A 23,982-nucleotide genomic window follows, 5' to 3' on the forward strand; every position below is an offset into this window, starting at 1 on the left:
CTGGACTACTGTAATAGTTCTTCCAACATATCTCGATCCCACAGAACAACACCTATTTTATCTGCCAGCTTGCGTGCGCTTCCGGTAAAATATTGGTTGGTAAGTACCATTGCGACATGGCATTCGTAATATGCACGCCCGGCATAGACCTGTTGTACAGCATCAATACCAACCGGGGAGTCATAACGTTTGCACTGGATCGCGTAAGTTATACCCTCGCGTCTTGCCAAAACATCTACACCAAAATCAACACTTGCCTGTGTATTCTCTGCAAATTCGAAACCGTTTGCTACCAGTATATCACAAGATAGTGCCTCGAAATCAGCACCGGATATCTGGTCAAGGTCGCGGGAGTGATAAACACCTTTGCGGAAGATGGATCTTTTATGTGACAGGCATATGATCCTATATATAATGAATAAGCTGCTCAGTCCACAAAAAGCTGCTCCGGGAGTTCGTAAAGCAGTAGGTGTTCCCTTGTAAAATAAAGACAAAAGACAACCTAGGACAGCTATCATGCACAAACATGTGGAGATTGCCAAGCGGATAGTAATGTAACGAGGTCTCATACAAACAATTCCTTTCTTTTGGGGTATTAGTAGTATAGCAGAACAAATGTTCCTTGTAAAGAGAAATGTTGTAAAAAAAATTAAAAAAATTATTACTTGACATATGTTGCAAGTGCGTGTACGATTGAATTACTATCTTTTTTGTGCTATAATAATCCTAAAACATCGTAATTTGAATGGAGAAACAGCAAGGCTATTATTGTAGTACCGGGAAGTATATATGAGAGGATAATTCAACATATGTAGATGTTGATCGATTCATTACAGATAAGAAAATGGAGGATAAAAATGGTAGTTCAGCCAAAAGTTAAAGGATTTATGTGCACGACGGCGCATCCGGAGGGATGTAAAGAATCAGTGAGAAGACAGATTGAATATGTTAAGTCTCAGCCGAAAGCAGAAGGCCCTAAGAAAGTACTTGTGTTGGGGGCGTCTATGGGTTATGGGCTCGCAAGCCGAATTGCACTTACATATGCTTGTGGCGCAGATTCTATCGGTGTTATTTTTGACAAGCCCGGTAAGGAGAAGAGAACAGCCAGCGCAGGCTGGTACAACACAGCGGCGTTTGAGCAGTTTGCACAGAATGATGGTCATTATGCGAAGTCAATTAATGGAGATGCGTATTCTCAGGAGATTAAAGAGGAGACGATCGCATTGATCAAGAAAGACTTTGGTCAGGTGGATATGGTGATCTACAGTCTTGCAGCACCGCGTCGTAAGGCTCCGGATGGGGTGACATATCGTTCTGTTTTGAAAACAGTAGATAAAGAATTTACGAATCAAAGTATTGATTTGTTGACAAATGAACTCACCACAGTAACGATTCCGCCTGCGACTGAGGAGGAGATCAATGATACGATCAAGGTTATGGGTGGCGAGGACTGGATGCTTTGGATGGAAGCATTGCAGGAAGCAGATGTGTTGGCGGATGGTGCGAAGACAGTTGCATATTCCTACATTGGACCGGAGCTTACGTATCCGATCTATTATGATGGAAGTATTGGTCAGGCAAAGCAGGATCTGTATCGCACAGCAGATAAAATCAATGAACACATACAGGGAACAGAGGCATATGTTGCAGTTAATAAGGCGGTGGTAACACAGTCAAGCAGCGCAATTCCGATCGTTCCGTTGTATATATCAATTCTATTCAAGGTGATGAAGGAATTGAATTTACACGAAGGCTGTATTGAGCAAATGTATCGACTTGTTCATGACAGACTTTGCGTGGAGGGGGGAGTGCCTACGGATGAGAATCATTTGATTCGTATGGATGATTATGAAATGAAACCGGAGGTTCAAGAGGAGGTTAAAAAGATCTGGGAGAAAATTTCTCCGGAAAACCTATCAGAACTAACGGATATTGATGGGTATTGGCAGGAGTTTTACGAAATATTTGGATTTCGTATAGAAGGCGTGGATTATGATGCGGATGTTAATATTCAGACATCAATTCCGAGCATAATTTCTGCAGAATGATCTTGAAATACTCTGGTTGAAGCGGAAGGTGTAGACAGTGAGATTGGAGGTGCTAGTATGAACAAGGTAATCACAATTGGCAGACAGTATGGCAGTGGTGGTAGAGAGATTGGACAGAAAGTAGCAGAATATTATGGAATTCCATTTTATGACAATGAATTGATCACCAGAGCCGCGAAAGAGAGTGGTTTTGCAGAGGAAAATTTTGCAAAAGCAGAGGATCGAGCGACAAACAGTCTGTTATATTCTCTTGCAATGGGGATCAATGTGTATGGCAATCAGGATTTTGGATTCAATGGATTATCGTTGGATGATAGAATTTTTTTGGCACAATCGGATGTCATTCGTAAAGTGGCAGATGAGGGACCGTGTGTTATTGTTGGCAGATGTGCCGACTATGTTCTCAAAGAGCGGGACAATATTGTCAATCTGTTTGTGAAAGCATCCATGAAGTTTCGAATTGATCGAGTGATATCAGAATATGGAGAAGCACCGGATAAGGCAGCAGATATCATATTGAAAAATGACAAAAGACGAGCGAATTATTACAATTACCATGTAGGTGAGAAATGGACCAATCTTAATAACTATGATATGGTTATACGTAGTGATTTTGTTGGCATCGACCAAACAGTGGAGTGCATTTGTAAGTATTTAGGGGAAAAATGATCCAGACGGATCAAAAATTGCAAATTGGTGTCTGACGGCCCCATAATTTGCAGGGCTGTGGGAGAAGGGAGGATTATTATGGAAACTTCATTAAAGGCAATGAGAAAATTGACTAGAGAGAGTGACCATATTGTGTTGATCAGTGGACTTGGCGTGGCACGCGCAGCGGGATTAAATGGCGTTCGCGCAGAACATATTGCATATGATATTGAGCAAAAATATGGATACTCGAATGATGAAATTATTTCATCCATGTTTTTGTCAAAAAGGGTAGAGATATTTTACCAATATTATAAGGAGATCATACTAAATTGCGCATTGCAACCGACTTCGATACACGAAGGTGCTTTGCGTCTTCAGCAGGCAGGAAAGCTTGATGCGATCGTGAAGCGAACGGTATATCCATTATATGAGATGGCTGGTTGCGATGACGTGATAGAGCTTCATGGTTCTGTGGAGAAGAACTATTGTCCAAACTGTGGTAAGGTATACGGATCAGACTTTATACGACATGCGGTAGGAATACCGTCATGTACGAAGTGTGGTGTGCCATTGCGGCCCGGATTTACTTTGCTGGGTGAAATGGTAGACAATGGCAAAATATCGGCTGCAGCAAATGCTGTAGAAAACGCTGATCTTTTACTGATCGTTGGAACATCAATAAGATCTCCGTTGTGTTTAAATTTGACGAAATACTATAAAGGCGATAAAATGCTTCTGTTAAATACCCACGAGAAGGTAGGTGATGATCGCGCCAACTATCGTGCTTATGGGGATTTATGCGAATTGTTTAAGTATGTGGCAGACATTCCTCTTCCGCAGAATAAGAAAAAGAAGCAGAAAGACAAAATTCAGGAGGCAGAAAAGAATGAGCAAGATAAGAACAAGATTTGCACCTAGTCCAACAGGACGCATGCATGTAGGTAATTTGAGAACCGCATTGTATGAGTATCTGATCGCACGTCATGAACATGGAACGTTTGTACTTCGTATTGAAGATACCGATCAGGAGCGTTTTGTGCCGGAAGCGTTGGATATCATTTATAATACAATGAAACTTACCGGATTGCAGCACGATGAAGGACCAGACAAAGATGGTGGTTATGGTCCATATGTGCAGAGTGAACGTATGAAGACAGGTGTGTACTTGGACTATGCTAAACAATTAGTGGAAAAAGGAGAGGCTTATTACTGCTTTTGTACGAAAGAGCGTTTGGAAGAGCTGAGAGCATCCAGTAAAACAGAAGATGGCAAGGAAATTGCAAAATATGATAAGCATTGTCTGCATCTTTCCAAAGAAGAAGTTCAGGCAAAGCTTGACGCAGGGATTCCTTACGTTATTCGTCAGAACAATCCGACAGAGGGAACAACGACCTTTCATGATGCCATTTACGGCGATATTGAGGTAGATAATGCAGAACTTGATGATATGATCTTGATCAAGACAGATGGTTATCCAACATATAATTTTGCGAATGTTGTAGACGATCATTTGCAGGAGATCACTCATGTAGTGCGAGGCAATGAGTATCTTTCATCTGCTCCAAAATATAATCGTCTGTATGAGGCGTTTGGCTGGGAAGTGCCGGAGTATGTACATTGTCCAACCATTACAGATGAGAATCATAAAAAGCTTTCAAAACGCTGTGGACATTCATCTGTAGAAGATTTGTTGGATCAGGGATTTTTGCCAGAGGCAATCATTAACTTTGTTGCGTTACTGGGCTGGAGTCCGACAGAAGACAGAGAGATTTTCTCACTGAAAGAGCTAGAGGAAGTGTTTGATTACCATCATATTAGTAAATCTCCGGCTGTTTTTGATATTGTAAAACTGCGTTGGATGAACGGTGAATATATCAAGGCAATGGATATGGATGCATATATGGAGCATGCTCTTCCGGTTGTTAAAGAAGTGGTGACGAAAGATTACGATCTTAAGAAGATCGCTGAATTGCTGAAGACGCGTATTGAAGTATTTCCGGATATCAAAGAGAAGATTGATTTCTTTGAGGAATTACCAGAGTATGATGTAGCGATGTATACACACAAGAAGATGAAGACCAACACAGAGAATTCATTGGAAGTGTTGCAAGATATGTTACCACGACTGGAGGCAATGACAGATTTCTCAATTGATGAGATTGAGGAAGTATGCAAAGCCTATATCGCAGAAAAAGAGTTGAAAAACGGTCGTGTACTGTGGCCGCTTCGAACTGCAGTTTCCGGCAAACAGATGACACCGGGCGGTGCATATGAGATTATGGAAATCCTTGGAAAAGAGGAGTCGCTTGCACGTATCCGTAAAGGAATTGAAATGCTGAGCGAGGCAGCAGATGAAGAATAGAAGATCAAAAGTAATTCATACAGGGGCAACGTTAATGCGTTGCCCTTTTATTGAGTAGGAGGATTATGAGGGAACTAAACGAAGAGCAGAGAATTGCTGTATCGCATTTTGCCGGACCGATGTTAGTTTTGGCGGGACCTGGTTCCGGAAAGACATATACAATTACAGAGCGTATCAAACGGTTGGTTAATGAGCATGATGTAGCTCCCGGCAATATTTTAGTCATTACCTTTACGAAAGCGGCTGCTGCTGAGATGAAGCAGCGCTATTTGGCAGAGGGAGGCAAGGGCGGTGTTCAATTTGGAACATTTCATGCGGTTTTCTTTACGATATTAAAATATGCTTATCATTATAGTGCAGATAACATTATACGTGACGAGATGAAGTATCGTATTTTGCGGGATCTGGTTGCTGAAAGCAGATTAGAAATACAGGATGAAAATGAGTTTCTGGTGGATCTGACTGCGGAGATCAGTCGTGTGAAAGGAGAGCGGATAGAGCTGGAGCATTATTATTCGCCGATCTGTCCGGGGGATACATTTCGACAGATATTTACGAAATATCAACATTGCTTAGAGAAGAAGCGGCTTATTGACTTTGATGATATGCTGGTATATTGCTACGAACTTTTGGAACAGCGGCCGGATATTCGCGCACTGTGGCAGCAAAAATATCCATATATTTTGATCGATGAATTTCAAGATATTAATCGTGTCCAATATGAGACAGTTAAACTGTTAGCGCAGCCGAAAAACCATCTTTTTGTAGTAGGAGATGACGATCAATCTATATATGGATTCCGAGGAGCACGACCGGATATTATGAAGCAATTTCTGGCGGATTATAAAAACGCACAAATATGTAAGCTGGGTGTAAACTACCGCTGTAGTGCCAATATTGTAAAAGCGGCAGGGAATCTGATTGCCCATAATCAAAATCGTTTGCCAAAGGACATCCTCGCAGCGCATGAGGCGGGAGCTGAGGTCGAGAACCTTTGTTATGAAAAAAGTGCTGAGCAAAATGAAGCGATACGGCAGCAGATTTTGGAGTATCGTAAAAAGGGAGTTTTGTACAGGGAAATGGCAGTACTGTTTCGAACCAATCCTCAGGCGCGCGGACTGACGGTAAAGCTGATGGAGTATAACATTCCTTTTGAATTAAAGGAGCATTTGCCAAATTTATATGAGCACTGGATCGCAAAAGATATATTGACCTATATCGAGGTGGCGCAAGGGGCAAGGGAGCGAAGTAAGGTGATGCGTATCATTAATCGACCAAAACGCTATGTACATCGGAATGCTTTTACGGAAACTTATGCAGATTTTGAAGAATTAAAATTATTTTATGAAGATAAAGATTGGATGGTTGACCGTATAGAGCAATTACAATCAGACCTTGCCATGCTGGTGTCGCTAAAACCATATGCTGCCATTAATTTTATTCGTAAGGGAATCGGTTACGATGAATATATTCGAGAATATGCAGAGTACCGGGGAATCCGCGCTGAGGATATGTTTGATATATTGGATGAATTACAGGAAGATGCGAGAGCGTGTGAGACCACGGAGGCATGGTTTGACTATATAAAACAATATGGCGAGGCGCTGCAGGAGCAAGAAAACAAAAAATACGAAACCAAAGAAGATGCGGTACAGCTATTGACAATGCATGGTGCCAAAGGATTGGAATATGAAATCGTGTTTCTTCCGGATGTCAATGAAGGTGTTGCTCCTCACAACAAAGCGGTTTTGGATGCAGATGTGGAAGAAGAACGACGACTTTTTTATGTTGCAATGACGCGCGCAAAAACAAAGCTAATTATGAGCTATGTAAAGACCAGACTTCATCATGAAACTGATCCGTCGCGTTTCTTGGACGAGATATTTCCGGAATCTGCCAAAAGTCAGACATAACAGTAGCAGGCGAACAGTGGAATCTGTCAACAGTCAGAAATGACAGCATTATGCAAACAGTGTGGGAAATGATCATTAATTAACTCAAAAATAAATTTCCCCGGAAAAAATCAAAAAAAGGGTGTAAAGATGCGCAAGGTATTGTATAATAAGGAAGTTCGAGTGGCTTTGAAAAGCAGCCAACTTTGCAGAGAGTAGTTTGGAGAAAACAAACGATATAGAAAGTGGCTTCGAAAAGCAGCCAACTTTGCAGAGAACCGTTTTGGAAGTAACGAAATGAATGGAGGAAAATATGGCACTTAGTAAAGAGGACATTTTTAAGACAGGTCCCTCTCCGGAAGAGGAAAAATATAATACTGCCGTAGAACTGATGGATGCAATCGACTGTGTCGAGAGATTTGAGAGAGCGGTAACGTCGCTTCGCTCCGCAGCCGCCATGTTTGAGGAGTTGGGAGATTATGAGGATGCCAGGAAGCGTCGTAAGCAGTGCGCAGATAAGGCAGATCAGATAGAACGTGAAGGTTGCGAGAAAACCTTACAGACGGCGAAAGATATGTATGACAAAGCAAAAACAAAGAGTGACTACATTGCTGCAAATAGCGAGTATCGGAGATTAAAGAAATTTGCAGCATATGCAGATAAAGCAGAAGCAGGAGACAAAGCTTGCCATGCGGGGATTCGCAAGATTGAAACGCGCAAGGTGTATAAGCGTCGCGCTATTGCATTGGCAGTAATTGTTGTTATCTGTACGGTGATCATGGTAACTCCATTGTCGTATATCGTAAAAGGTTTTGGGCATAAAATGCTTGGCGATTACAAAGCTGCCATCAATTCATATGATCAGGTAGAATATTTGCCGGGTGTAGGAAAAATGAAGAAATCCTGTTATTACAAGATCGCCAAGAAATATGACGATGATAATCACCATAAGAAAGCAATGAAAGTATACCGTTTAGCGGGTGCATATGCAGATGCAGAACACCGCACAACCCGTTACCAAAAACGCTTTATGCGTAAGGCAGAGATTGGAACTAAAGTATACTATGCCGGAATGCGCTGGATGGTATTGGATAAAGCTCTGTTAGGGGAAAAAGCGATGTTGATTCGCAGCACACCGCTGAGTAAGGATGAATTGCCATCCGGAAAAGAGGGCGAGAATCTAAAAGGCAAGAAATTGACAGAGTTCCTGAATGGAAAATTTACGAGTGCTAATTTTAGTGATCGTGAAAAGGTAATGATGGGAAAAGAAATTACGGCAAAAAAACGTGCCGGTATGCAAACGGTTGAGACCAAAAAAGAAGATATTGTTAAGAATCCAATATTTGTATTGCCGGAAGATACGATTTCAGAATATAAAGACAATCTTCCGCCCAACTGGGATCCGAACGGAATCTACCCGGTTGTATGGGTAAGTTTCCGATAAATTGAAACAGGACCTGCGTGACGTGCCGGACATGTGTTTATCAGGATCTGCGTGACAGGCCGGGCATTTGTTCACCAGGACCTGCGTGACGTGCCGGTTGTTAAATCGTTATACTGGAATTAGAAAGTCCCTGGATATACTTACGGTATTCCAGCGGGCTTTTTCCTGTTTCAGCCTTAAATTTTCTTGAGAAATAATTACTGTCTGAAAAACCGCAGAGTAAAGCGATCTCTGTGATTGAAAGATGAGGATTTTGCAGAGCTTTCATAGCGGCCTGAATGCGCAATATCGTCATATATTTTGTAGGACTAATGCTGTATATGCGCTGAAAGATCCGGCGGAAATGTCTGGAGGACAATCCGGAATACTGTGCCAGTTCTTCGATGGATAAATCTTCATTGTAATGATTTTCCATATAAGCAATAGTATTTGCGATGGAAACAACCTCTTTACTGTTAGATTTTTGGGACACGTCATAAAAACGTGACAACGAAGTAAAAAGCTGTGAGAGCAGACTGATGATCATTGTCTGATAGCCGGGGAGCTTAGTTTCGTATTCATTTTTGAGTGAAACGATCAACGTGTGGATTTCTTCATATTGTGCTAAGTTCAACGTCAATTGTCGCTTAAAACCTTGGGTTTTGGTTAAGGTGGGTTCAATGACAAAAAGTGCATGAAAGCCTGCCGTTGTTTTAATATCACTTTGATAGTCCAAAAAATAGGACAGGTGGAACATGATATTACATATATGAAAATTTTTGGGGTGTTTATAGCCGTGTGCAGTATTATTACTGATCACAAAAACATCCCCCTTACGGATTGGATACTCTTCTCCGTCCACCACATGTGTGGCGGTGCCGCTCAGCACGATCACAAGCTCTGAAAAATCGGCATGTGTATGTAGACACAGATCTTCGTCATGTGTTCCATATTGTATAAAAAAAGGAAATGTTTCATCCTGTGTAAACCAATTCAAAAAAAAATCCATACGAAATCTCCATTCTATCTTCAGCATGTTTCTTTTGGTTGAAAATACAAACATCACTCCATGGTTCTATAACCCCCGTTCTGATGTTCCGCACTGTCTCTGCGCTGAAAATACAAACATTACTCCATGGTTCTATAACCATTTTCGCAAGTCCGAAAATGAAAGATATACGTCTTTTTGTTCTATTGAACCACAAACATTCTTTTTGTATAATACACACAGTAATAGGGTTATGGTCGAACGATATTTATCGTTTGCATCATAGTAATTTTACAATGAAAAGTTATTCTCGTCAAAATAAATATCACGATGCGAGAGCAAACTAACAGTTGCACCGAATATCCTATCGAAGAACAGAACGGAGGTTAACTATGGCAAATCCTTATTTACCATCTTGGGAGTATATCCCGGATGGAGAACCAAGAGTATTTGGGGATCGCGTATATGTATACGGATCACATGATCGTGTGGATTGTGAAAGATTTTGTGATTACAAATTAAAGGTGTGGTCTGCATCTGTCCATGATTTGGGTCATTGGACATGCCACGGAGATATTTTCCGATCAAAGGCAAAAGAGGGCAAAACAACGGATACACCTTGGACAGAACATGAATTATATGCACCGGACGTTGTAGAGAAAGATGGTAAATATTATCTCTATGCATATCTTGTAGATGCGAAAGGCTGTGTAGCGGTGAGTGACCGACCGGAAGGCCCATTTACGATGCTGTCCCAGTATCAGTACAATATACCGGATCATTATGACAACGGTACGTTTATTGACCCGGGTGTATTGGTTGATGATGACGGAAGAGTATACGTGTATTGCGGATTCTTGGGATCTTACATGTGTGAACTGAACGGGGACAATATGTATGAAGTCGTGGATGGAAGTTATCAGACGGACATTATTCCGGTTACGGAGACGGAGGATGGATTTTTTGAAGCCTGTTCCCCACGAAAAGTAGGAGATACCTATTATTTGATCTATTCACCTAAAATTGGCAGCAGGCTTGCATATGCCACATCGGATTCTCCAACCGGGCCATTTACATATCGAGGATATATTGTGGATAATGGCGTCGACTATCCGGGTGGTAATGATCATGGCTCCATCTGTCAGATTAACGGACAGTGGTATATTTTTTATCATCGCATGACCAATGGCTCGATCATGTCACGCAGGGGCTGCGTGGAGCGGATCGAGATATTAGAAGATGGCACGATCCCAACCGTGGAAATGACATCTCTTGGATTTGAGGAATCGTTAAATCCGTATGAAGCAACGGCGGCAGATACGGCATGTGTCCTGAAAAACATACAGACAAAAACTGCTCAATTGGAGGAAAATGTTGAAAGTACAGGCCAGCATTTATGCAATGAGCCGGAAGCAGATACAACGGAGCAGCCGTCAGAGGCAGAACCTAAGGTTGACACAGAGTCAAAGGAAGAGAAAATTGAGGCAGATGAACCAGCGGCATTCATCACAGAATTAGATCCTTTTACAAGAATCATCACTAATATTACCGATGGCTGCGTAATGGGCTGGAAGTATTTTGATTTTGGCGATGATTTTACCGGAGATGAAATGACATTTATGGCAAAAGTACATCCGCGGGGCTGTCATGGCAAACTGCATATTTGTATCGACGATGAGCAGACAGAAATTGGCGTGGCAGAGTTTGAGCGAGATAGCACTACGCTTCGTACAAAAGTGCAAAACGTCACAGGAAGACATGCGGTTTATCTGATCGCACAGTCAGAATATAATGGATGGTCAGCTTGCTATTTTGAACGTCGCCAGTTATTCGACCTAGAGGCATTCCAATTTTGCAAATAGAGGATTTCACAGCAAAGTTGTTTATCCTTAGGACGTTCCAATTTTGCAAATAACACCCTTGCCCACAATTAGTAGTTTACCTTATGCTTAATTTTTGATAAAATATTATCAGTATTATGCAGGATGCGCTCTCGCGAAGTTCATACATATTATTTCGAGAGCACATTAGATAAAAAGGAGGAACTGCTAAATGAAACAGTTAATGATAGGTAACGCTGCAGTTGCACGAGGTCTGTATGAAGCGGGCTGTGGCGTTGCTTCCAGTTATCCGGGTACGCCAAGTACCGAGATTACGGAAGAAGCAGCTAAGTACGATGAGATTTATTGTGAGTGGGCGCCAAATGAGAAAGTAGCACTGGAAGTGGCTTTTGGTGCTGCCGTAGCGGGAAAACGCAGTTTTTGCGGAATGAAGCACGTAGGACTTAATGTCGCAGCAGATCCGTTATTCACGATCTCTTATACCGGAATCAATGCCGGAATGATCATCGGTGTTGCGGACGATGCGGGTATGCACTCATCCCAGAACGAGCAGGATTCAAGACATTATGCGATCGCTGCCAAGGTACCAATGTTAGAGCCTTCGGATTCTGCAGAGGCACTTGCATTCACAAAGATCGCTTATGAAATTTCTGAGAAATATGATACGCCGGTATTCATGAAAATGTGTACCCGTGTTGCACATTCACAGAGTTTGGTTGAAACATCCGAACGTGTGGAGCCGGCACTCAAAGAATATAAGAAAGACATAGCAAAATATGTTATGATGCCGGCAAATGCGAAACGCCGCCATCCAATTGTAGAGCAGCGTACCAGAGACTTGATCGCATACGCTGAGACAACACCACTCAACCGTGTTGAGATGGGTGATACTAAGATCGGAATTATAACATCTTCAACTTCGTATCAATATGTGAAGGAAGTGTTCGGAGACAATGCAAGTGTCCTGAAATTGGGACTGATCAACCCGCTTCCTGAAAAATTAATTCTTGATTTTGCACAAAAAGTAGACAAATTATTCATTATAGAAGAATTGGATGATATTATCGAGAGCCATTGTAAGAAATTAGGACTGGATGTGACAGGTAAAGACGTATTCCCATTAGAAGATGAATTTTCACAAAATCTGGTTGCAGAAAAGATGGGTATCCCGGTAGAGGAAAGCCTGACTTTGGATGAAAACATCCCGGTCAGACCGCCGGTAATGTGTGCGGGCTGTCCTCATAGAGGAATGTTCTACACATTATCCAAAAACAAATGTACCGTTATGGGTGATATTGGATGTTATACATTAGGAGCAGTTGCGCCATTGTCAGCAATCGACGTAACAGCATGTATGGGCGCATCCATCAGCTCGATCCATGGATTTAATAAAGCGCGTGGCGAAGAATCTGAAGGCAAGACCGTTGCCGTGATCGGAGATTCTACATTCATGCATTCCGGAATGACCGGACTTGCTAACATTGCTTATAACATGAGCAATTCAACAGTTATTATCTTAGATAATTCCATTACGGGAATGACAGGTCATCAGCAGAATCCAACGACCGGTTACAACATCAAGGGCGATCCGGCAGGTAAGATCAATCTTGAAGCACTTTGCAAGGCGATGGGCTTTAACCGCGTTCGTGTCGTTGATCCATACGATCTGGAAGCATGTGATAAGGCAGTCAAAGAAGAACTTGCTGCCGCTGAGCCATCTGTGATCATCAGCAGAAGACCATGTGCACTTCTCAAATATGTTGAGGTAAAACCTCCTTTGAATGTTGATAAAGACAAATGCAAGGGCTGCAAAATGTGCATGAAGCTTGGCTGTCCGGCAATTAGTATTAAGGGCGGCAAAGCGCAGATCGACAACACACTTTGCGTTGGCTGCGGCGTTTGTAAACAGCTTTGCAAATTTGATGCAATTACGGAATAGGAGGACGCAAAAATGACGAAAAATATTATGATCGTAGGTGTAGGTGGTCAGGGTTCTCTGCTTGCCAGCAAGCTTTTAGGACATGTACTTCTCAGTCAAAATTATGATGTAAAAGTATCTGAGGTACACGGAATGAGTCAGCGCGGAGGAAGCGTTGTAACATATGTGCGCTATGGTGACAAAGTGTATTCACCGATCATTGACAAAGGACAAGCAGATGTTATTATCTCTTTTGAGAAATTAGAGGCAGCCAGATACATGAACTATCTCAAGAAAGGCGGCAAGATTGTCGTTTCTGATCAGGAAATCGACCCGATGCCGGTTATCACGGGAGCAGCAGAGTATCCGGAGAATCTCATCGAAAAGATGAAAGCTGCCGGAGCGGATATTGATGATATGGACGCATTGTCTCTTGCTATGGAGGCAGGCAGTCCAAAAGCGGTAAATATCGTGCTTATGGGACGAGTATCACGTTACTTCCCGGAGATCAGCGAGGAAGCTTGGCTGGCGTCTTTGGAAGCGTGTGTACCGCCGAAGTTCTTGGAGATGAACAAGAAAGCGTTTATGCTGGGACGCAACTAGAATAAAGATATATTAGCGGTTTACAATGTGAAGGGAAATTCGCAAAGCAAGTTTTGGGAGGGGAAGCTCCCGAACTTGCAATATGAGAGAGGAATGGGTGAATACCATGGCACAAAATTATTTTCAGCCGGAAATCGAAACGATGCCGGTAGAAGAAATCAAGAAACTGCAGAGTGAGCGACTTGTTAAGCAGGTGAAACACATCTACGACAATGTTCCATTCTACAAAAATAAAATGGACGAGGCAGGGATCAAACCGGAAGATATTCATGGCGTTGAGGATCTGCATAAATTACCATTTATGGAGAAGGACGACTTAAGAGATCAGTATCCATATGGACTGTTAGCGATGCCATTAAAGGATTGTGTACGCATCCAGTCAACCAGTGGTACAACAGGAAGGCGTGTGGTAGCTTTTTATACACAGCATGATCTGGATCTATGGGAAGACTGCTGTGCCAGAGCGATCGTAGCAGCCGGTGGTACCAAAGAAGATATTGTGCATGTATCCTATGGTTATGGATTATTTACCGGTGGTTCCGGCTTAAATGGCGGTTCCCACAAAGTTGGATCCCTAACGATCCCAATGTCTTCCGGTAATACAGAGCGTCAGATTCAGTTTATGACCGATCTGGGATCCACGATCCTTTGCTGTACACCGTCTTATGCAGCATATTTGGCAGAGAGTATTCATGAGAAAGGCGTACAGGATCAGATTAAGTTAAAGGCAGGTATCTTTGGTGCAGAGGCGTGGACTGAGGAGATGCGACATGATATTGAGGAAAAACTTGGTATCAAAGCATATGATATCTATGGCCTGACAGAGATTTCCGGACCGGGTGTAGCCTTTGAGTGTTCTGAGCAGAACGGTATGCATGTCAATGAAGATCATTTTATTGCAGAAGTAATCAATCCAAAGACGGGGGAGGTTCTTCCGGATGGAGAAAAAGGTGAGCTTGTATTTACAAGTATCACGAAAGAGGCATTCCCGCTGCTTCGTTACCGCACGAGAGATATTTGTATCTTGAGCCGCAAGAAATGTTCCTGCGGACGTACACATATCAAAATGACAAAACCGTTGGGTCGCAGTGATGATATGTTGATCGTCAAAGGTGTGAATGTATTCCCATCACAGATCGAAACGGTATTGATGAATAAAGGATATGCGGCAAATTATCAGATCATCGTTGATCGTGTCAACAACAGTGATACGATCGAGGTACAGGTGGAGATGACGCCGGAGATGTTCTCAGACAGCATGAGCGAAGTTACGGCAAAGGAGAAAGAATTGGTAACTGCATTGAAAGCAATGCTTGGTATTTATGCGAAAGTAACTCTTGTAAATCCGAAAACAATTACAAGAAGTGAAGGTAAGGCGGTACGCGTTATCGATAAGAGAAATTTGTATAAATAATGTAAAAATGAATGGGGGTGTCCACTATGATGGTTAAGCAGATTTCTGTATTTTTGGAAAACAAGCCGGGTAAATTAAAAGAGCTGACCGATGTACTTCGTGAAAATAATATTAATATGCGTGCATTATCGGTTGCGGATGCGCAGGACTTTGGTATCGTTCGATTGATCGTTGATGATGTCTACAATGCATCCACAGTGATAAAAGATGCAGGTTATGTATCTTCTACGAAGGATGTTATGGCGATTGAGTTGTCGGATCAGCCGGGAAGTCTGGCAAATGTGTTAGATATTTTTGGCGAGAATGGGATCAATGTTGAATATATGTATGCTTTTAACACGCATACATCCGGTAAGGCGCATTTGATCTTCCGTGTTACCGATATTAAGAAAGGTGCAGAAGTGCTGAAAGCGAGCGATGTTCGTCTGATCAGTCAGGAAGACTTAGCGAAACTGTAAAGAAATGTTACGTGCAACATAAAGAATGGCTGTCCTGCAGTTTGATCCGCAGGACAGCCGTTTCTTTACTTTTTTATAGGAAACTGCTCACAATGTGGTGTTATACCACCAAGAATTGCTTTAGCAATTCTTGCAGAGCAAAAAACGTAGGCTTTGCTCTTTTATAAGTTATGGCATAAATAGTTGTTTATTCGTATAAGGAAATTCCAAATCTAACTTTGCGGTAGATCTTAAAAATAATGACAGCGATCAAGCCGATCACCGTGCCGCCAGTTAAAACAATTCCAAAAATACTTCCAATAATAATTAAAATCCACAATGGTATACTCATAATAATCCTCCATAAATCTAAAAATAAGAACGCTAGACTTTTTATTACGCTACTCGCTATCGTGGATTAAAGTGGCTTTTTACCATCCTGCCGCTGTATATAACGCAGAATTGTCCTGCAGCTAAAGGTAATATTGCCAATGCAGGTACAGTCTGCCATTTCCGAAATATAGGAAATCTTTGAATCTAAAATATGTACCAAGGACAAGAATACTCGTACTTTTGCATTGCTTCTGCGACCGTCTCTTACACCACGCAGACTGGAGGCGTCGCGTGATTGTATGCCGAGCAGATCTTCTGTGCAAAAATCAGCATTTCGTAGGATATTTGCCGAGGCATGCAGTATCGTATCCTGATCTGAAAAAACAACTTTGTGATTGGCGAATGTGAACTGAGATGCAGCTTGATGCAGTTCGGGAACATCAAGAAAAATACCGTTGAGGATAAACACCAAAACGAGGAACAGACTGATCCAACGCCTATGCTGCTTCTTCATATTCTTCGCCTCACTTTCCGTTTTTAATCTTTGATTCCAAATGTGCATAATTCAGTATATGAGAAGATGGAATCCCTGACTATTTTAACACTAAATAATTATGTTGTCGACATGGAGTTCTCGGTTGAGATTTAACCTGAAAAAGATTTGTCAAGACATATTTTAAAACTTTTCATAAAAAAATATAGTCGAATTTTTACATGAAATAGTCGAATTTTTACATGGACATTGAAATTCGCAATGGATTTGTTAAAGTGAAAATGTAACTTTGAGATGCACATTGTCCAGATGGAGGACACACATGATAACCAAACTTGTGGATCGGATGATAGGTCAGGAAATTTTGGAAAGCGAGAAACGTGATGAATATATTTATGCTTTGACAATACGAGCAGAGCAAGTCATTACGTATACCTTGCTAGCGATGGTATGTTTATGGACGCATAACATACTGGAGGGATTAATATACGCTGTTGCTTTTAAAGGGATACGGCAGTACTCTGGCGGATATCATGCGAAAACCTTGCTTGGTTGTTTGGTGGGAACGATTGCGATGCTATTGGCAGTAGTCAGATGGATAGCGCCTTTTCTTCAAGCACACCCGATTGTAATGATTTTTCTAGTGATAATCAGCATTTGTGTATTGTTTATATTTTCACCGGTTAATCATCCCAATCTCAATCTGTCAAAGGAAGAGATGTCTGATTGTCGAAAAGGTGTTTATGTAACGATATTGACAGAAGTATTGATTGCAAGCTGTCTGTATCTATTGTCAGGGATTCTGCACATATTTATTGCATCGGCAATTATCCTATGTGCGCTGACGGTAATCTTGGCCAAATTACTTCGTCAGGAAATAATGTGAAACATTATGGAACAATGTGCTTATAGTATTAACAAATGGAGGATTATTATGGAAAAGAAAGAGAACCCAGTAATGAAGTTGACCGGTAAGATTGTAAAACGAGATGTGAGAGTCATTGAACAGGGATGGCCTCCGATGTGTGTAGGATTTTTACATCAGCCGGTAAGACCACAGTCATTGCAGCATAAAGATGTTACGGAGAGGGCGGTTTTTAATTGAGGGGAACTTGAGGGGATGATTCAGGATGGAGGAACGGAATGAAAACAGGAATGAAATGTCTGATCTTACTGTGTATTGGTGCAGCGCTGTGCTATGGGATATATTCGTTTGATCAGGTGAACAGAGAGAATGATCGGCTGAAAGTGACAACATTCAGCGACAGGAAGTCACAGACCATAAACGGAACAGAGTATACGGTACTGAAAAATATGATTTGCGACTATTCCAAGATCAAGGAGCAGTATCCGGTCATTGAACCCATGTTGGATGTTGACGGAGATGTTGCAAAAGGAGAGCCGGGACGTCTGAAAGTGCTTTTGGTAAAGATGCGGATCAAAAACAGTTCAGAGCATATGCAGTATTTGAATCTCGCAGATATCGTTATTAAATCCCCGGCGTATGGCAATGCCCTGTCCACAGAGATGTTTTGTGAGATCAATCACATTGAGTCCTGTATGCTCGCCATTGCACCGGGCGTAGAGGTGCCGGTAACGCTGCCGTATGAACTGTATGAAATATCGTTTTCCGATGCTCATTTTCGTGATCTGCAGAAGCTGCCGTTTTCTATCGTACTGACATCGTATCCGGACATCCGTGAGATCAGTCTTTCGAACATTACATATAAGGCAGGTACTTCCTCTAAATCTGCACAAAAACAACAGAAAGCAAAGAAAAAGGATACACCGGAGGGTTCCATCCTTGACATGGATCAGGAGTGCATTTATGAGGAAGTGGGATATCGGATCGAAGAGGTTGCGTATACCACAAATGTTAAACGCTATAAAGAGTATAAACGAAAAGGTCTGTATTATCCGGAGTTGGTGGATTCGAAGGGAAACGTGCGGAACGATGATCCGACCGCAAAAGGAGGTACATGGTATATGATGTTTATCAAGTGCAGGATCAAAAACTATTCTGATACGGCAAAACGGATCCGTGCTTCCGTACCGGCGACGGGACATTATATGAAAGATGGCAGGTATGCATATAAAGGGGATAATACATATTTTACCTGTAGTAAAAAGACAGAGTTTTATCCGGATGTCATTCAGCTCAATCCGGGAGAAGAGGTAACGTGTGTTACCGGAAAACAGATGTATTGCCATAAGAAGTACTGGGACATTGACAAGACGGACTTTTACGTGCGGCTGTGCGGCAGAAGCGATGGTATTTCGGATCCGGATAAGCTGGATCCACGTGCGGGTGTGCTCGGAACGGCAGTCAACATACTGGTAAAAAGTTCGCAGATCAAGAAGAAATAAGGAACAGATAACAGGAAATAATGATAAAGGGGATAAGACAGTATGAATATATCAATCGAACACGTGACAAAGAAGATCAAAAACGCCACCGTACTAAAGGATATCTGTTTGGAAATGAAAGGCGGAACAGTGTATGGCCTTCAAGGTAAGAACGGCTCCGGCAAGACCATGCTGATGCGGGCGATATCCGGACTGATCCGTCCGACAAGCGGACGGATCGTGATCAATGGTGAGCAGCTGCATAAAAATATATCGATTCCGAGAAGTATTGGATTATTGTTAGAAAATCCGTCGCTTCTTCCGGAATATGATGCTTCCCAGAATTTAAAACTTTTGGCAAAGATGCAGGGCGGAGTGCCTGAAGAGGAGATCCGGCAGCTGATCCGTGATGTGGGACTGGAAGATGCCGGACACAAAAAGGTAGAGAAGTATTCTCTCGGTATGAAACAGAGGCTTGGCATAGCTGCAGCAATCCTTGGGAGTCCGGACATCATTCTGTTGGATGAGCCGATCAATGCGATCGACGGAGAAGGTGTGGAAGAGATACGAAGCCTTATTCTGTCCCTGAAGAATGAGAAACGGATCATTATCGTGGCATGTCATGACAAGGAAGAGATGAACCTGCTTGCAGATGAGATCGTGCATCTGCGCGATGGAAGGATCGAGGGACAGGAGAATGGAGGGGCAGCATGAAGTTTGGAAGGATGTTGAAGTACGATCTGCGTTATGGTACCGTCAGACGTTTTGGATATTACCTGCTTCCGCTGCTGCTTGGAGTGGCAGATGCCGTGAGACAGGTGTTGAATTATTATAAAGTGCGTAATCCGGGAACCTTATTGGATCACTGGCTGATCATGACGGCAGGAACACAGCCTTATCAGCCAAATACACTGCATTCATACAATTTTCCGACGATATGGCTGATCATGCAGGCATTTATGCTTCTGGTGGTAAACGGATATACATCCGGGGATCTGGAAGAGCATGGCAGCGTCATGATCGTGAAGAGCCGGTCACGTGCAGGCTGGTGGCTGTCAAAATGTGTCTGGTGTATGTTCAGCACACTGCTTGCCTATGTGATCTACTACATACCGATGTTTCTTATCTTTGCATGGCGCGGTATCCCGATGAAAATGCATCTGACCAAGCGTCTCGTCACCACGTCGGTGGAAGGATTCTTAAACTGGAAGACGGCAGATGTGTGTGCCGTGGTTCTGTTTATTCCGGTTGCTGTGATGATGTTTCTGTGTCTGTTACAGATGCTGTTAGAAGTAGTCTGGTCGCCGGCAGTGGCAATCATACTGTTGTTGGTGATACAGGGAATTTCGGCGTATAAACAGAGTGTTTTCCTGTGGGGCAATTGGGGAATCCCGGTCCGTATGCTGAAGACGCCGATTGGGTATATTGGCAATCTGCGGTGCTCCATAGCAGGGATCATTGTATGCATTGTCATCGGAACAATACTGTTTAAGCGTAGAGATCTGCTGTTTAAAGAATAGAGAGGAAAGAATTATGATCGAAACGGAATTAAGAAGAGCATTTCGTAGTCGTGGGATGTTAGTTGTAGTTTTAGTGGCGGTTATCCTGGCTGCCGGTAACTTATATAGTTCGCTGCAGATGGACAGGCACTTTGCGGAGATACGGAAAATGATGTTGGAACAGCATGATGTGACGTATTATCCGTATATAGCATTTGAAAAATATATCGGAGACAATATGTTCCTACCGTATAACGGGATTTATTATATTTTGTTCCCGATCCTCGCCGTGCTGCCGTTTGGAACAAGCCTGGTACGTGATGAGCAGCTGCATTATACCAGAAACATTCTGGTAAGACAGAGTAAGAGAAGATATTTTTTGGCAAAATACATCGCAGCATATGTCAGTGGTGCCGTTGCAGTGTTATTACCGTTAGCGCTGTCGTTTGCACTGTGTGCGACAAAGTATCCGTGTGCGGAATTGTACCAGAGAGCCCAACGTAGCGTCATAATGGACAGAAATATGTTTTCGCAGTTTTATTATACGGCTCCATGGATCTACATGCTGATCTACTGGTTCGTCAACATGCTGGCGGGGGGGATGCTTGCCGGAACGGCGCTGTTACTTTCCCAGTTTATCCATAAGAGGATGTCAGTGGTATTTATCCCATTTATCGTGTATTCCTATATGGCGTATCTTTTTGGCGGCCAGGCACAGTACGAAAGGTTTTCTTTGAAAAGTGTGATCAACATGTCAGAAGGTGCCATCACGGTGACAGCAGAGTACACAGCGGTCATGTTTGCGAGCGTAACTCTGGTCACTTTTTTGGTCTATTATGTTGTCGGTATCACGAAAGAGAGGATACATTAACATGGCAAAGTATCAGACAAACAAAACAAAGCGGGCTGTATACAACACGCTGCGGTGTATCGGTGTGATGCTGTTTGGACAAAACCGGTTTAAGCAGCCAAAATTTTTGGAAAATGCAGCACAGAAAGACAAATATGAGGTCTGGCTGGGGATGATCGATGAGGGAAAGATCAACGAAGTTGAAAATGAACTTATCGAAGAGACGGAACAGAGGAGGCCGGATATGCATCCGTCTGAGTCTGAGAAAATGGCAATGCTTGAGGTGGCTCTACAGATATATAAGTATATCAACGACAAAGATGATGCTTTTTTGGAGAGGTCTTCCTACAGCAGAGAAGAAGTTGAAGAGGGCATTTTGAGCGTGATGCATATATTACATATAGATACCGATATGATATGCCGTCTGCTTTTGTAAATGCAGGAAGGAAAGATGATGTTTCGAAGGAAAAGTATGAGAGCAAAGGTGCTTCCGCTGGGGGCGATGGGGATCAGAGCATGGCCGGAGCAGAATTTTCTTTTTGAGATCCTGATGTCGATGCAGGAAGGGGAGAAATGGATATACAATCATTTTATACAGCTGCGTGGAACTCACTATATCAATCGTGAATGGAACAAGACGGATTCCAGTGTTACATTTTATCCATATGCTATTCACTATCTTGCACCAAATATGTTTGATCTGTGTCCGTTCATAGATAAATATGTACTGCCACGTTCTTTTGTGTTTGGATTATTTTCAAAATTTCACAGTTTTGTGATCTCGGCAATCGAAGAAGGGTTTTATATCTCTACCTTTTTGGATCAGTTTTTTCGCGATGATATGCACGGAAATCATGGATATCATCATCCTACATTTATTTATGGGTACGATGATGCTGCAAAATGTGTTTATATTACCGATAACTTTGAAAATGGGAAGTATGCCAAAAAACAGATATCGTATGATCAGCTGGATACGGCATTTTCTTTGATCACCGGACAAGAGTGGTGTTATGGAGTGATCTTATATGGTGCGAAGGAAAAGGCGTATGATTTTGTTCCCGGATATGTAAAAGAACAGTTACAGGACTATCTGGAACCAAAGAGAGGTATTTGCTATATGGATCGGACACTCTGTCCGGATCCGTTTCATGATGGAGAAGATTATCTGAATGAAGTCTTTTTCGGAGCACAGTGCTATGATCTGATCGATCGGAGTATGCAGGCGATCCTTGAGTATGATGATGAATACTCTGCGCATGACTGGCGCAGTCTGGTGCAGATGTGTGATCACAAGTATTTAATGAGAAAACGGTATCAATATATGGTGCAGCATGGGTATGCAGCAATGGATGATACGCTGCATGAGGAACTGGAAACTTTGGAGAAAGAAAGCCTGATCGCACAGAATATGTATATCAAATATACCGTGACGGATGATCTGGAGACCATACGCAGACTTCGGGAACGGCTGCAGGCGATGAAACAAAAAGACATTTGTGCGACGAAAACGTTGATTTCTTTGGTGGAGACCTGATGTGGCTGTAAGAGGTCACATCAGACAAAAACATTGATCAATGCAGATATCTAAGGTTTCATTGGTTCGAACAACGCAGTAACGGATTTACCGTACAGAAAAGAGGATGAATGTGACGAGAGAAGAGTTAGTACAGTATGCAGTAGAATACACGTCATTCTATGCGGAAAAATATGCAGGTGCCAACCTGCAGGATGGAAAGAGCCTGCCGATCCTTACCAAAGAGGAGGCGGCGCATGCGGGAGTATCTATTATTTCCAGGGAATATTACACCAAACTTGGCACGCCGGAGGTGAAAAGTGCATATACTTCCGGGTCGACCGGGATCAGCTTAGAGGCGTTTTCTACCAATGCGGAAAGCGCAGGACAGCTTTTTTCACTCTGGCTGTACCGGCGGAAATATTATGGGATCAATACCGATTCAAAATTTTGTTTTTTCTTTACCCTGAGAGATCATTATGGACAAACAAAGTATGACGAACAGAAGAATTATCTGGGCATTTCCAAAGAACTGCTGCAACGGGAAAAGCTGGATGAGATCTTTGGCAGGATCTATGCTTTTCAACCGAAGTGGCTGTTGTTACAGCCAAGCATTGCCATGATCTTAGCCAGATACATATATGAGACGGGAGCAGAAGTCCCGGGATCGCTGACGTATATCGAGCTGAGTGGTGAAATGGTAACGGATCGACAGCGCAGATTTATTGAAAGTGCGTTTGATGCAGTAACGGCCAGCCAATACGGCTGTAATGAGATTGGATCGATCGCATATGAATGCCCGGAAGGAAATCTGCACGTGATGGATCATAACGTATATGTGGAGATCGAGCCCTTTACGGAACAGGAACGGGCGGCGGGAACCGGTCATGTGATCGTGACAGCACGGCATAATAAGGTGATGCCGTTTATCCGGTATGATACAGGGGATATTGCCGGGTGGAAAGATATATCCTGTACGTGTGGCTGCCATGGAGCAGTATTAGAACTGACCGGTGCAAGAAAAGATGACATGATCCGTCTGCAGGACGGACAAAGGATATCTGCCAACCTGTTCCGCAGGGTCATCCAGGCGGTAGAGTGCTGCATGGAGGGACGGATCTATCAGTATCAGGTGCGGCAGACGACAGTGGATACGTTTGAGATTTTTATGGCAACAGATGGTGAACCGGAAGAGATCGAGGGATTATTCTGTGAATTTATCCGGGACAGCCTGGTAGGGGAGGCAGCGTTTTTATTTCGATATTATGAGCAGCTTCTCCCGGATGAACTGACCGGCAAGCTGAAGTTTTTTTGGTGCATGATACCGGAGCAGACAGGGGATGTAGAAAGTGCCGCAGATCAATAATT

At 42.7% G+C, this 23,982-nt stretch carries 24 protein-coding genes; 20 read left to right on the forward strand and 4 right to left on the reverse strand.

The features are described from left to right. Positions 1-5: 5 nt before the first annotated feature. Positions 6-494: a restriction endonuclease gene (locus tag ACSAJE_RS09985; protein ID WP_182434194.1), complete on the reverse strand. Its 489-nt coding sequence runs from the start codon at positions 492-494 to the stop codon at positions 6-8. Positions 495-857: 363 nt separating this feature from the next. On the opposite strand from ACSAJE_RS09985, the gene fabV reads away from it, so the two are divergent. From fabV to ACSAJE_RS10015, 6 genes are all read left to right on the forward strand, one after another. Then, positions 858-2,048, forward strand: coding sequence for an enoyl-ACP reductase FabV (gene fabV, locus ACSAJE_RS09990; RefSeq protein WP_118690295.1), 1,191 nt, complete (start codon positions 858-860; stop codon positions 2,046-2,048). Between the two features lie 57 nt (positions 2,049-2,105). Further along, positions 2,106-2,717, forward strand: a complete 612-nt coding sequence (locus ACSAJE_RS09995; RefSeq protein ID WP_118507362.1) for a cytidylate kinase-like family protein — start codon at positions 2,106-2,108, stop codon at positions 2,715-2,717. Positions 2,718-2,795: 78 nt separating this feature from the next. Further along, positions 2,796-3,617 carry a Sir2 family NAD-dependent protein deacetylase gene (locus ACSAJE_RS10000; RefSeq protein ID WP_118690294.1) on the forward strand — a complete coding sequence of 274 codons (822 nt, stop codon included), beginning with the start codon at positions 2,796-2,798 and terminating at the stop codon, positions 3,615-3,617. Beyond that, positions 3,586-5,061, forward strand: a complete 1,476-nt coding sequence (gene gltX / locus ACSAJE_RS10005) for a glutamate--tRNA ligase (RefSeq protein ID WP_118507360.1) — start codon at positions 3,586-3,588, stop codon at positions 5,059-5,061. The genes ACSAJE_RS10000 and gltX overlap by 32 nt, the downstream gene beginning before the upstream one ends. Before the next feature lie 65 nt (positions 5,062-5,126). After that, on the forward strand, positions 5,127-6,974 hold the full coding sequence (locus ACSAJE_RS10010; RefSeq protein WP_458008962.1) for an ATP-dependent helicase: 1,848 nt from the start codon (positions 5,127-5,129) through the stop codon (positions 6,972-6,974). A gap of 292 nt (positions 6,975-7,266) precedes the next feature. Then, positions 7,267-8,397 (forward strand): hypothetical protein, encoded by a 1,131-nt coding sequence (locus tag ACSAJE_RS10015; RefSeq protein WP_118690292.1) that lies wholly within the window; start codon positions 7,267-7,269, stop codon positions 8,395-8,397. A gap of 100 nt (positions 8,398-8,497) precedes the next feature. On the opposite strand, the gene ACSAJE_RS10020 is transcribed toward ACSAJE_RS10015, so the two are convergent. Further along, the gene (locus ACSAJE_RS10020; RefSeq protein ID WP_458008963.1) at positions 8,498-9,385 is read right to left on the reverse strand and encodes an AraC family transcriptional regulator; all 888 of its coding nucleotides are present in this window, start codon (positions 9,383-9,385) and stop codon (positions 8,498-8,500) included. Between the two features lie 371 nt (positions 9,386-9,756). Here ACSAJE_RS10020 and ACSAJE_RS10025 point away from each other — a divergent pair, with 371 nt between their 5' ends. The 5 genes from ACSAJE_RS10025 (at position 9,757) to ACSAJE_RS10045 (ending at position 15,598) form a co-directional block, all read left to right on the forward strand. Then, positions 9,757-11,226, forward strand: coding sequence for a family 43 glycosylhydrolase (locus ACSAJE_RS10025; RefSeq protein ID WP_458008964.1), 1,470 nt, complete (start codon positions 9,757-9,759; stop codon positions 11,224-11,226). Positions 11,227-11,416: 190 nt separating this feature from the next. Continuing rightward, on the forward strand, positions 11,417-13,144 hold the full coding sequence (gene iorA / locus ACSAJE_RS10030; protein WP_022025494.1) for an indolepyruvate ferredoxin oxidoreductase subunit alpha: 1,728 nt from the start codon (positions 11,417-11,419) through the stop codon (positions 13,142-13,144). Positions 13,145-13,156: 12 nt separating this feature from the next. Continuing rightward, positions 13,157-13,726 (forward strand): indolepyruvate oxidoreductase subunit beta, encoded by a 570-nt coding sequence (locus tag ACSAJE_RS10035; protein WP_022025493.1) that lies wholly within the window; start codon positions 13,157-13,159, stop codon positions 13,724-13,726. 106 nt (positions 13,727-13,832) lie between these two features. Then, on the forward strand, positions 13,833-15,140 hold the full coding sequence (locus tag ACSAJE_RS10040) for a phenylacetate--CoA ligase family protein (RefSeq protein WP_118508019.1): 1,308 nt from the start codon (positions 13,833-13,835) through the stop codon (positions 15,138-15,140). Positions 15,141-15,166: 26 nt separating this feature from the next. Further along, the gene (locus ACSAJE_RS10045) at positions 15,167-15,598 is read left to right on the forward strand and encodes an ACT domain-containing protein (RefSeq protein ID WP_022025491.1); all 432 of its coding nucleotides are present in this window, start codon (positions 15,167-15,169) and stop codon (positions 15,596-15,598) included. A gap of 187 nt (positions 15,599-15,785) precedes the next feature. On the opposite strand, the gene ACSAJE_RS10050 is transcribed toward ACSAJE_RS10045, so the two are convergent. Together ACSAJE_RS10050 and ACSAJE_RS10055 are read right to left on the reverse strand one after the other, a co-directional pair. After that, positions 15,786-15,929 (reverse strand): hypothetical protein, encoded by a 144-nt coding sequence (locus tag ACSAJE_RS10050; protein ID WP_022025490.1) that lies wholly within the window; start codon positions 15,927-15,929, stop codon positions 15,786-15,788. A gap of 66 nt (positions 15,930-15,995) precedes the next feature. Then, positions 15,996-16,424, reverse strand: coding sequence for a hypothetical protein (locus ACSAJE_RS10055; protein WP_022025489.1), 429 nt, complete (start codon positions 16,422-16,424; stop codon positions 15,996-15,998). Positions 16,425-16,725: 301 nt separating this feature from the next. Between ACSAJE_RS10055 and ACSAJE_RS10060 the strand changes: the two genes are divergently transcribed. The 9 genes from ACSAJE_RS10060 to ACSAJE_RS10100 all read left to right on the forward strand — a co-directional run bounded on the left by ACSAJE_RS10060 (position 16,726) and on the right by ACSAJE_RS10100 (position 23,980). Further along, positions 16,726-17,289 carry an accessory gene regulator B family protein gene (locus ACSAJE_RS10060; RefSeq protein WP_458008965.1) on the forward strand — a complete coding sequence of 188 codons (564 nt, stop codon included), beginning with the start codon at positions 16,726-16,728 and terminating at the stop codon, positions 17,287-17,289. A gap of 48 nt (positions 17,290-17,337) precedes the next feature. Next, complete coding sequence (locus tag ACSAJE_RS10065) at positions 17,338-17,508, forward strand: hypothetical protein (protein ID WP_182448222.1); 171 nt, start codon at positions 17,338-17,340, stop codon at positions 17,506-17,508. 38 nt (positions 17,509-17,546) lie between these two features. After that, entirely contained in the window at positions 17,547-18,770 is a 1,224-nt protein-coding gene (locus ACSAJE_RS10070) for a hypothetical protein (RefSeq protein WP_458008686.1), read from the forward strand. A 42-nt stretch (positions 18,771-18,812) separates the two neighbouring features. Next, positions 18,813-19,463, forward strand: a complete 651-nt coding sequence (locus ACSAJE_RS10075; protein ID WP_118690287.1) for an ATP-binding cassette domain-containing protein — start codon at positions 18,813-18,815, stop codon at positions 19,461-19,463. Further along, positions 19,460-20,269 (forward strand): hypothetical protein, encoded by an 810-nt coding sequence (locus ACSAJE_RS10080; RefSeq protein ID WP_118690286.1) that lies wholly within the window; start codon positions 19,460-19,462, stop codon positions 20,267-20,269. The genes ACSAJE_RS10075 and ACSAJE_RS10080 overlap by 4 nt, the downstream gene beginning before the upstream one ends. 13 nt (positions 20,270-20,282) lie before the next feature. After that, positions 20,283-21,119: a hypothetical protein gene (locus ACSAJE_RS10085; RefSeq protein ID WP_458008685.1), complete on the forward strand. Its 837-nt coding sequence runs from the start codon at positions 20,283-20,285 to the stop codon at positions 21,117-21,119. Between the two features lies 1 nt (position 21,120). Further along, positions 21,121-21,534 carry a DUF6483 family protein gene (locus tag ACSAJE_RS10090; RefSeq protein ID WP_022025604.1) on the forward strand — a complete coding sequence of 138 codons (414 nt, stop codon included), beginning with the start codon at positions 21,121-21,123 and terminating at the stop codon, positions 21,532-21,534. A 36-nt stretch (positions 21,535-21,570) separates the two neighbouring features. Continuing rightward, positions 21,571-22,635, forward strand: coding sequence for a hypothetical protein (locus ACSAJE_RS10095; protein ID WP_458008684.1), 1,065 nt, complete (start codon positions 21,571-21,573; stop codon positions 22,633-22,635). Positions 22,636-22,747: 112 nt separating this feature from the next. Next, the gene (locus tag ACSAJE_RS10100) at positions 22,748-23,980 is read left to right on the forward strand and encodes a hypothetical protein (protein ID WP_458008966.1); all 1,233 of its coding nucleotides are present in this window, start codon (positions 22,748-22,750) and stop codon (positions 23,978-23,980) included. Positions 23,981-23,982: the final 2 nt, after the last annotated feature.

The sequence above is a fragment of the Jutongia sp. SJQ-6 genome (assembly GCF_054161275.1).

Bases quoted from the DNA above. Each gene is read 5' to 3' on its own strand.
- ACSAJE_RS10035 (WP_022025493.1), top strand. From the start codon at position 13,157: ATGACGAAAAATATTATGATCGTAGGTGTAGGTGGTCAGGGTTCTCTG.
- ACSAJE_RS10055 (WP_022025489.1), bottom strand. From the start codon at position 16,424: ATGAAGAAGCAGCATAGGCGTTGGATCAGTCTGTTCCTCGTTTTGGTG.
- ACSAJE_RS10085 (WP_458008685.1), top strand. From the start codon at position 20,283: ATGATCGAAACGGAATTAAGAAGAGCATTTCGTAGTCGTGGGATGTTA.
- ACSAJE_RS10015 (WP_118690292.1), top strand. From the start codon at position 7,267: ATGGCACTTAGTAAAGAGGACATTTTTAAGACAGGTCCCTCTCCGGAA.
- ACSAJE_RS10000 (WP_118690294.1), top strand. From the start codon at position 2,796: ATGGAAACTTCATTAAAGGCAATGAGAAAATTGACTAGAGAGAGTGAC.
- ACSAJE_RS10050 (WP_022025490.1), bottom strand. From the start codon at position 15,929: ATGAGTATACCATTGTGGATTTTAATTATTATTGGAAGTATTTTTGGA.
- ACSAJE_RS09995 (WP_118507362.1), top strand. From the start codon at position 2,106: ATGAACAAGGTAATCACAATTGGCAGACAGTATGGCAGTGGTGGTAGA.
- ACSAJE_RS10075 (WP_118690287.1), top strand. From the start codon at position 18,813: ATGAATATATCAATCGAACACGTGACAAAGAAGATCAAAAACGCCACC.
- ACSAJE_RS10040 (WP_118508019.1), top strand. From the start codon at position 13,833: ATGGCACAAAATTATTTTCAGCCGGAAATCGAAACGATGCCGGTAGAA.
- ACSAJE_RS10090 (WP_022025604.1), top strand. From the start codon at position 21,121: ATGGCAAAGTATCAGACAAACAAAACAAAGCGGGCTGTATACAACACG.
- ACSAJE_RS10070 (WP_458008686.1), top strand. From the start codon at position 17,547: ATGAAAACAGGAATGAAATGTCTGATCTTACTGTGTATTGGTGCAGCG.
- ACSAJE_RS10020 (WP_458008963.1), bottom strand. From the start codon at position 9,385: ATGGATTTTTTTTTGAATTGGTTTACACAGGATGAAACATTTCCTTTT.
- ACSAJE_RS10045 (WP_022025491.1), top strand. From the start codon at position 15,167: ATGATGGTTAAGCAGATTTCTGTATTTTTGGAAAACAAGCCGGGTAAA.
- ACSAJE_RS10060 (WP_458008965.1), top strand. From the start codon at position 16,726: ATGATAACCAAACTTGTGGATCGGATGATAGGTCAGGAAATTTTGGAA.
- ACSAJE_RS10095 (WP_458008684.1), top strand. From the start codon at position 21,571: ATGAGAGCAAAGGTGCTTCCGCTGGGGGCGATGGGGATCAGAGCATGG.
- gltX (WP_118507360.1), top strand. From the start codon at position 3,586: ATGAGCAAGATAAGAACAAGATTTGCACCTAGTCCAACAGGACGCATG.
- ACSAJE_RS10010 (WP_458008962.1), top strand. From the start codon at position 5,127: ATGAGGGAACTAAACGAAGAGCAGAGAATTGCTGTATCGCATTTTGCC.
- ACSAJE_RS10065 (WP_182448222.1), top strand. From the start codon at position 17,338: ATGGAAAAGAAAGAGAACCCAGTAATGAAGTTGACCGGTAAGATTGTA.
- ACSAJE_RS10080 (WP_118690286.1), top strand. From the start codon at position 19,460: ATGAAGTTTGGAAGGATGTTGAAGTACGATCTGCGTTATGGTACCGTC.
- fabV (WP_118690295.1), top strand. From the start codon at position 858: ATGGTAGTTCAGCCAAAAGTTAAAGGATTTATGTGCACGACGGCGCAT.
- ACSAJE_RS10025 (WP_458008964.1), top strand. From the start codon at position 9,757: ATGGCAAATCCTTATTTACCATCTTGGGAGTATATCCCGGATGGAGAA.
- iorA (WP_022025494.1), top strand. From the start codon at position 11,417: ATGAAACAGTTAATGATAGGTAACGCTGCAGTTGCACGAGGTCTGTAT.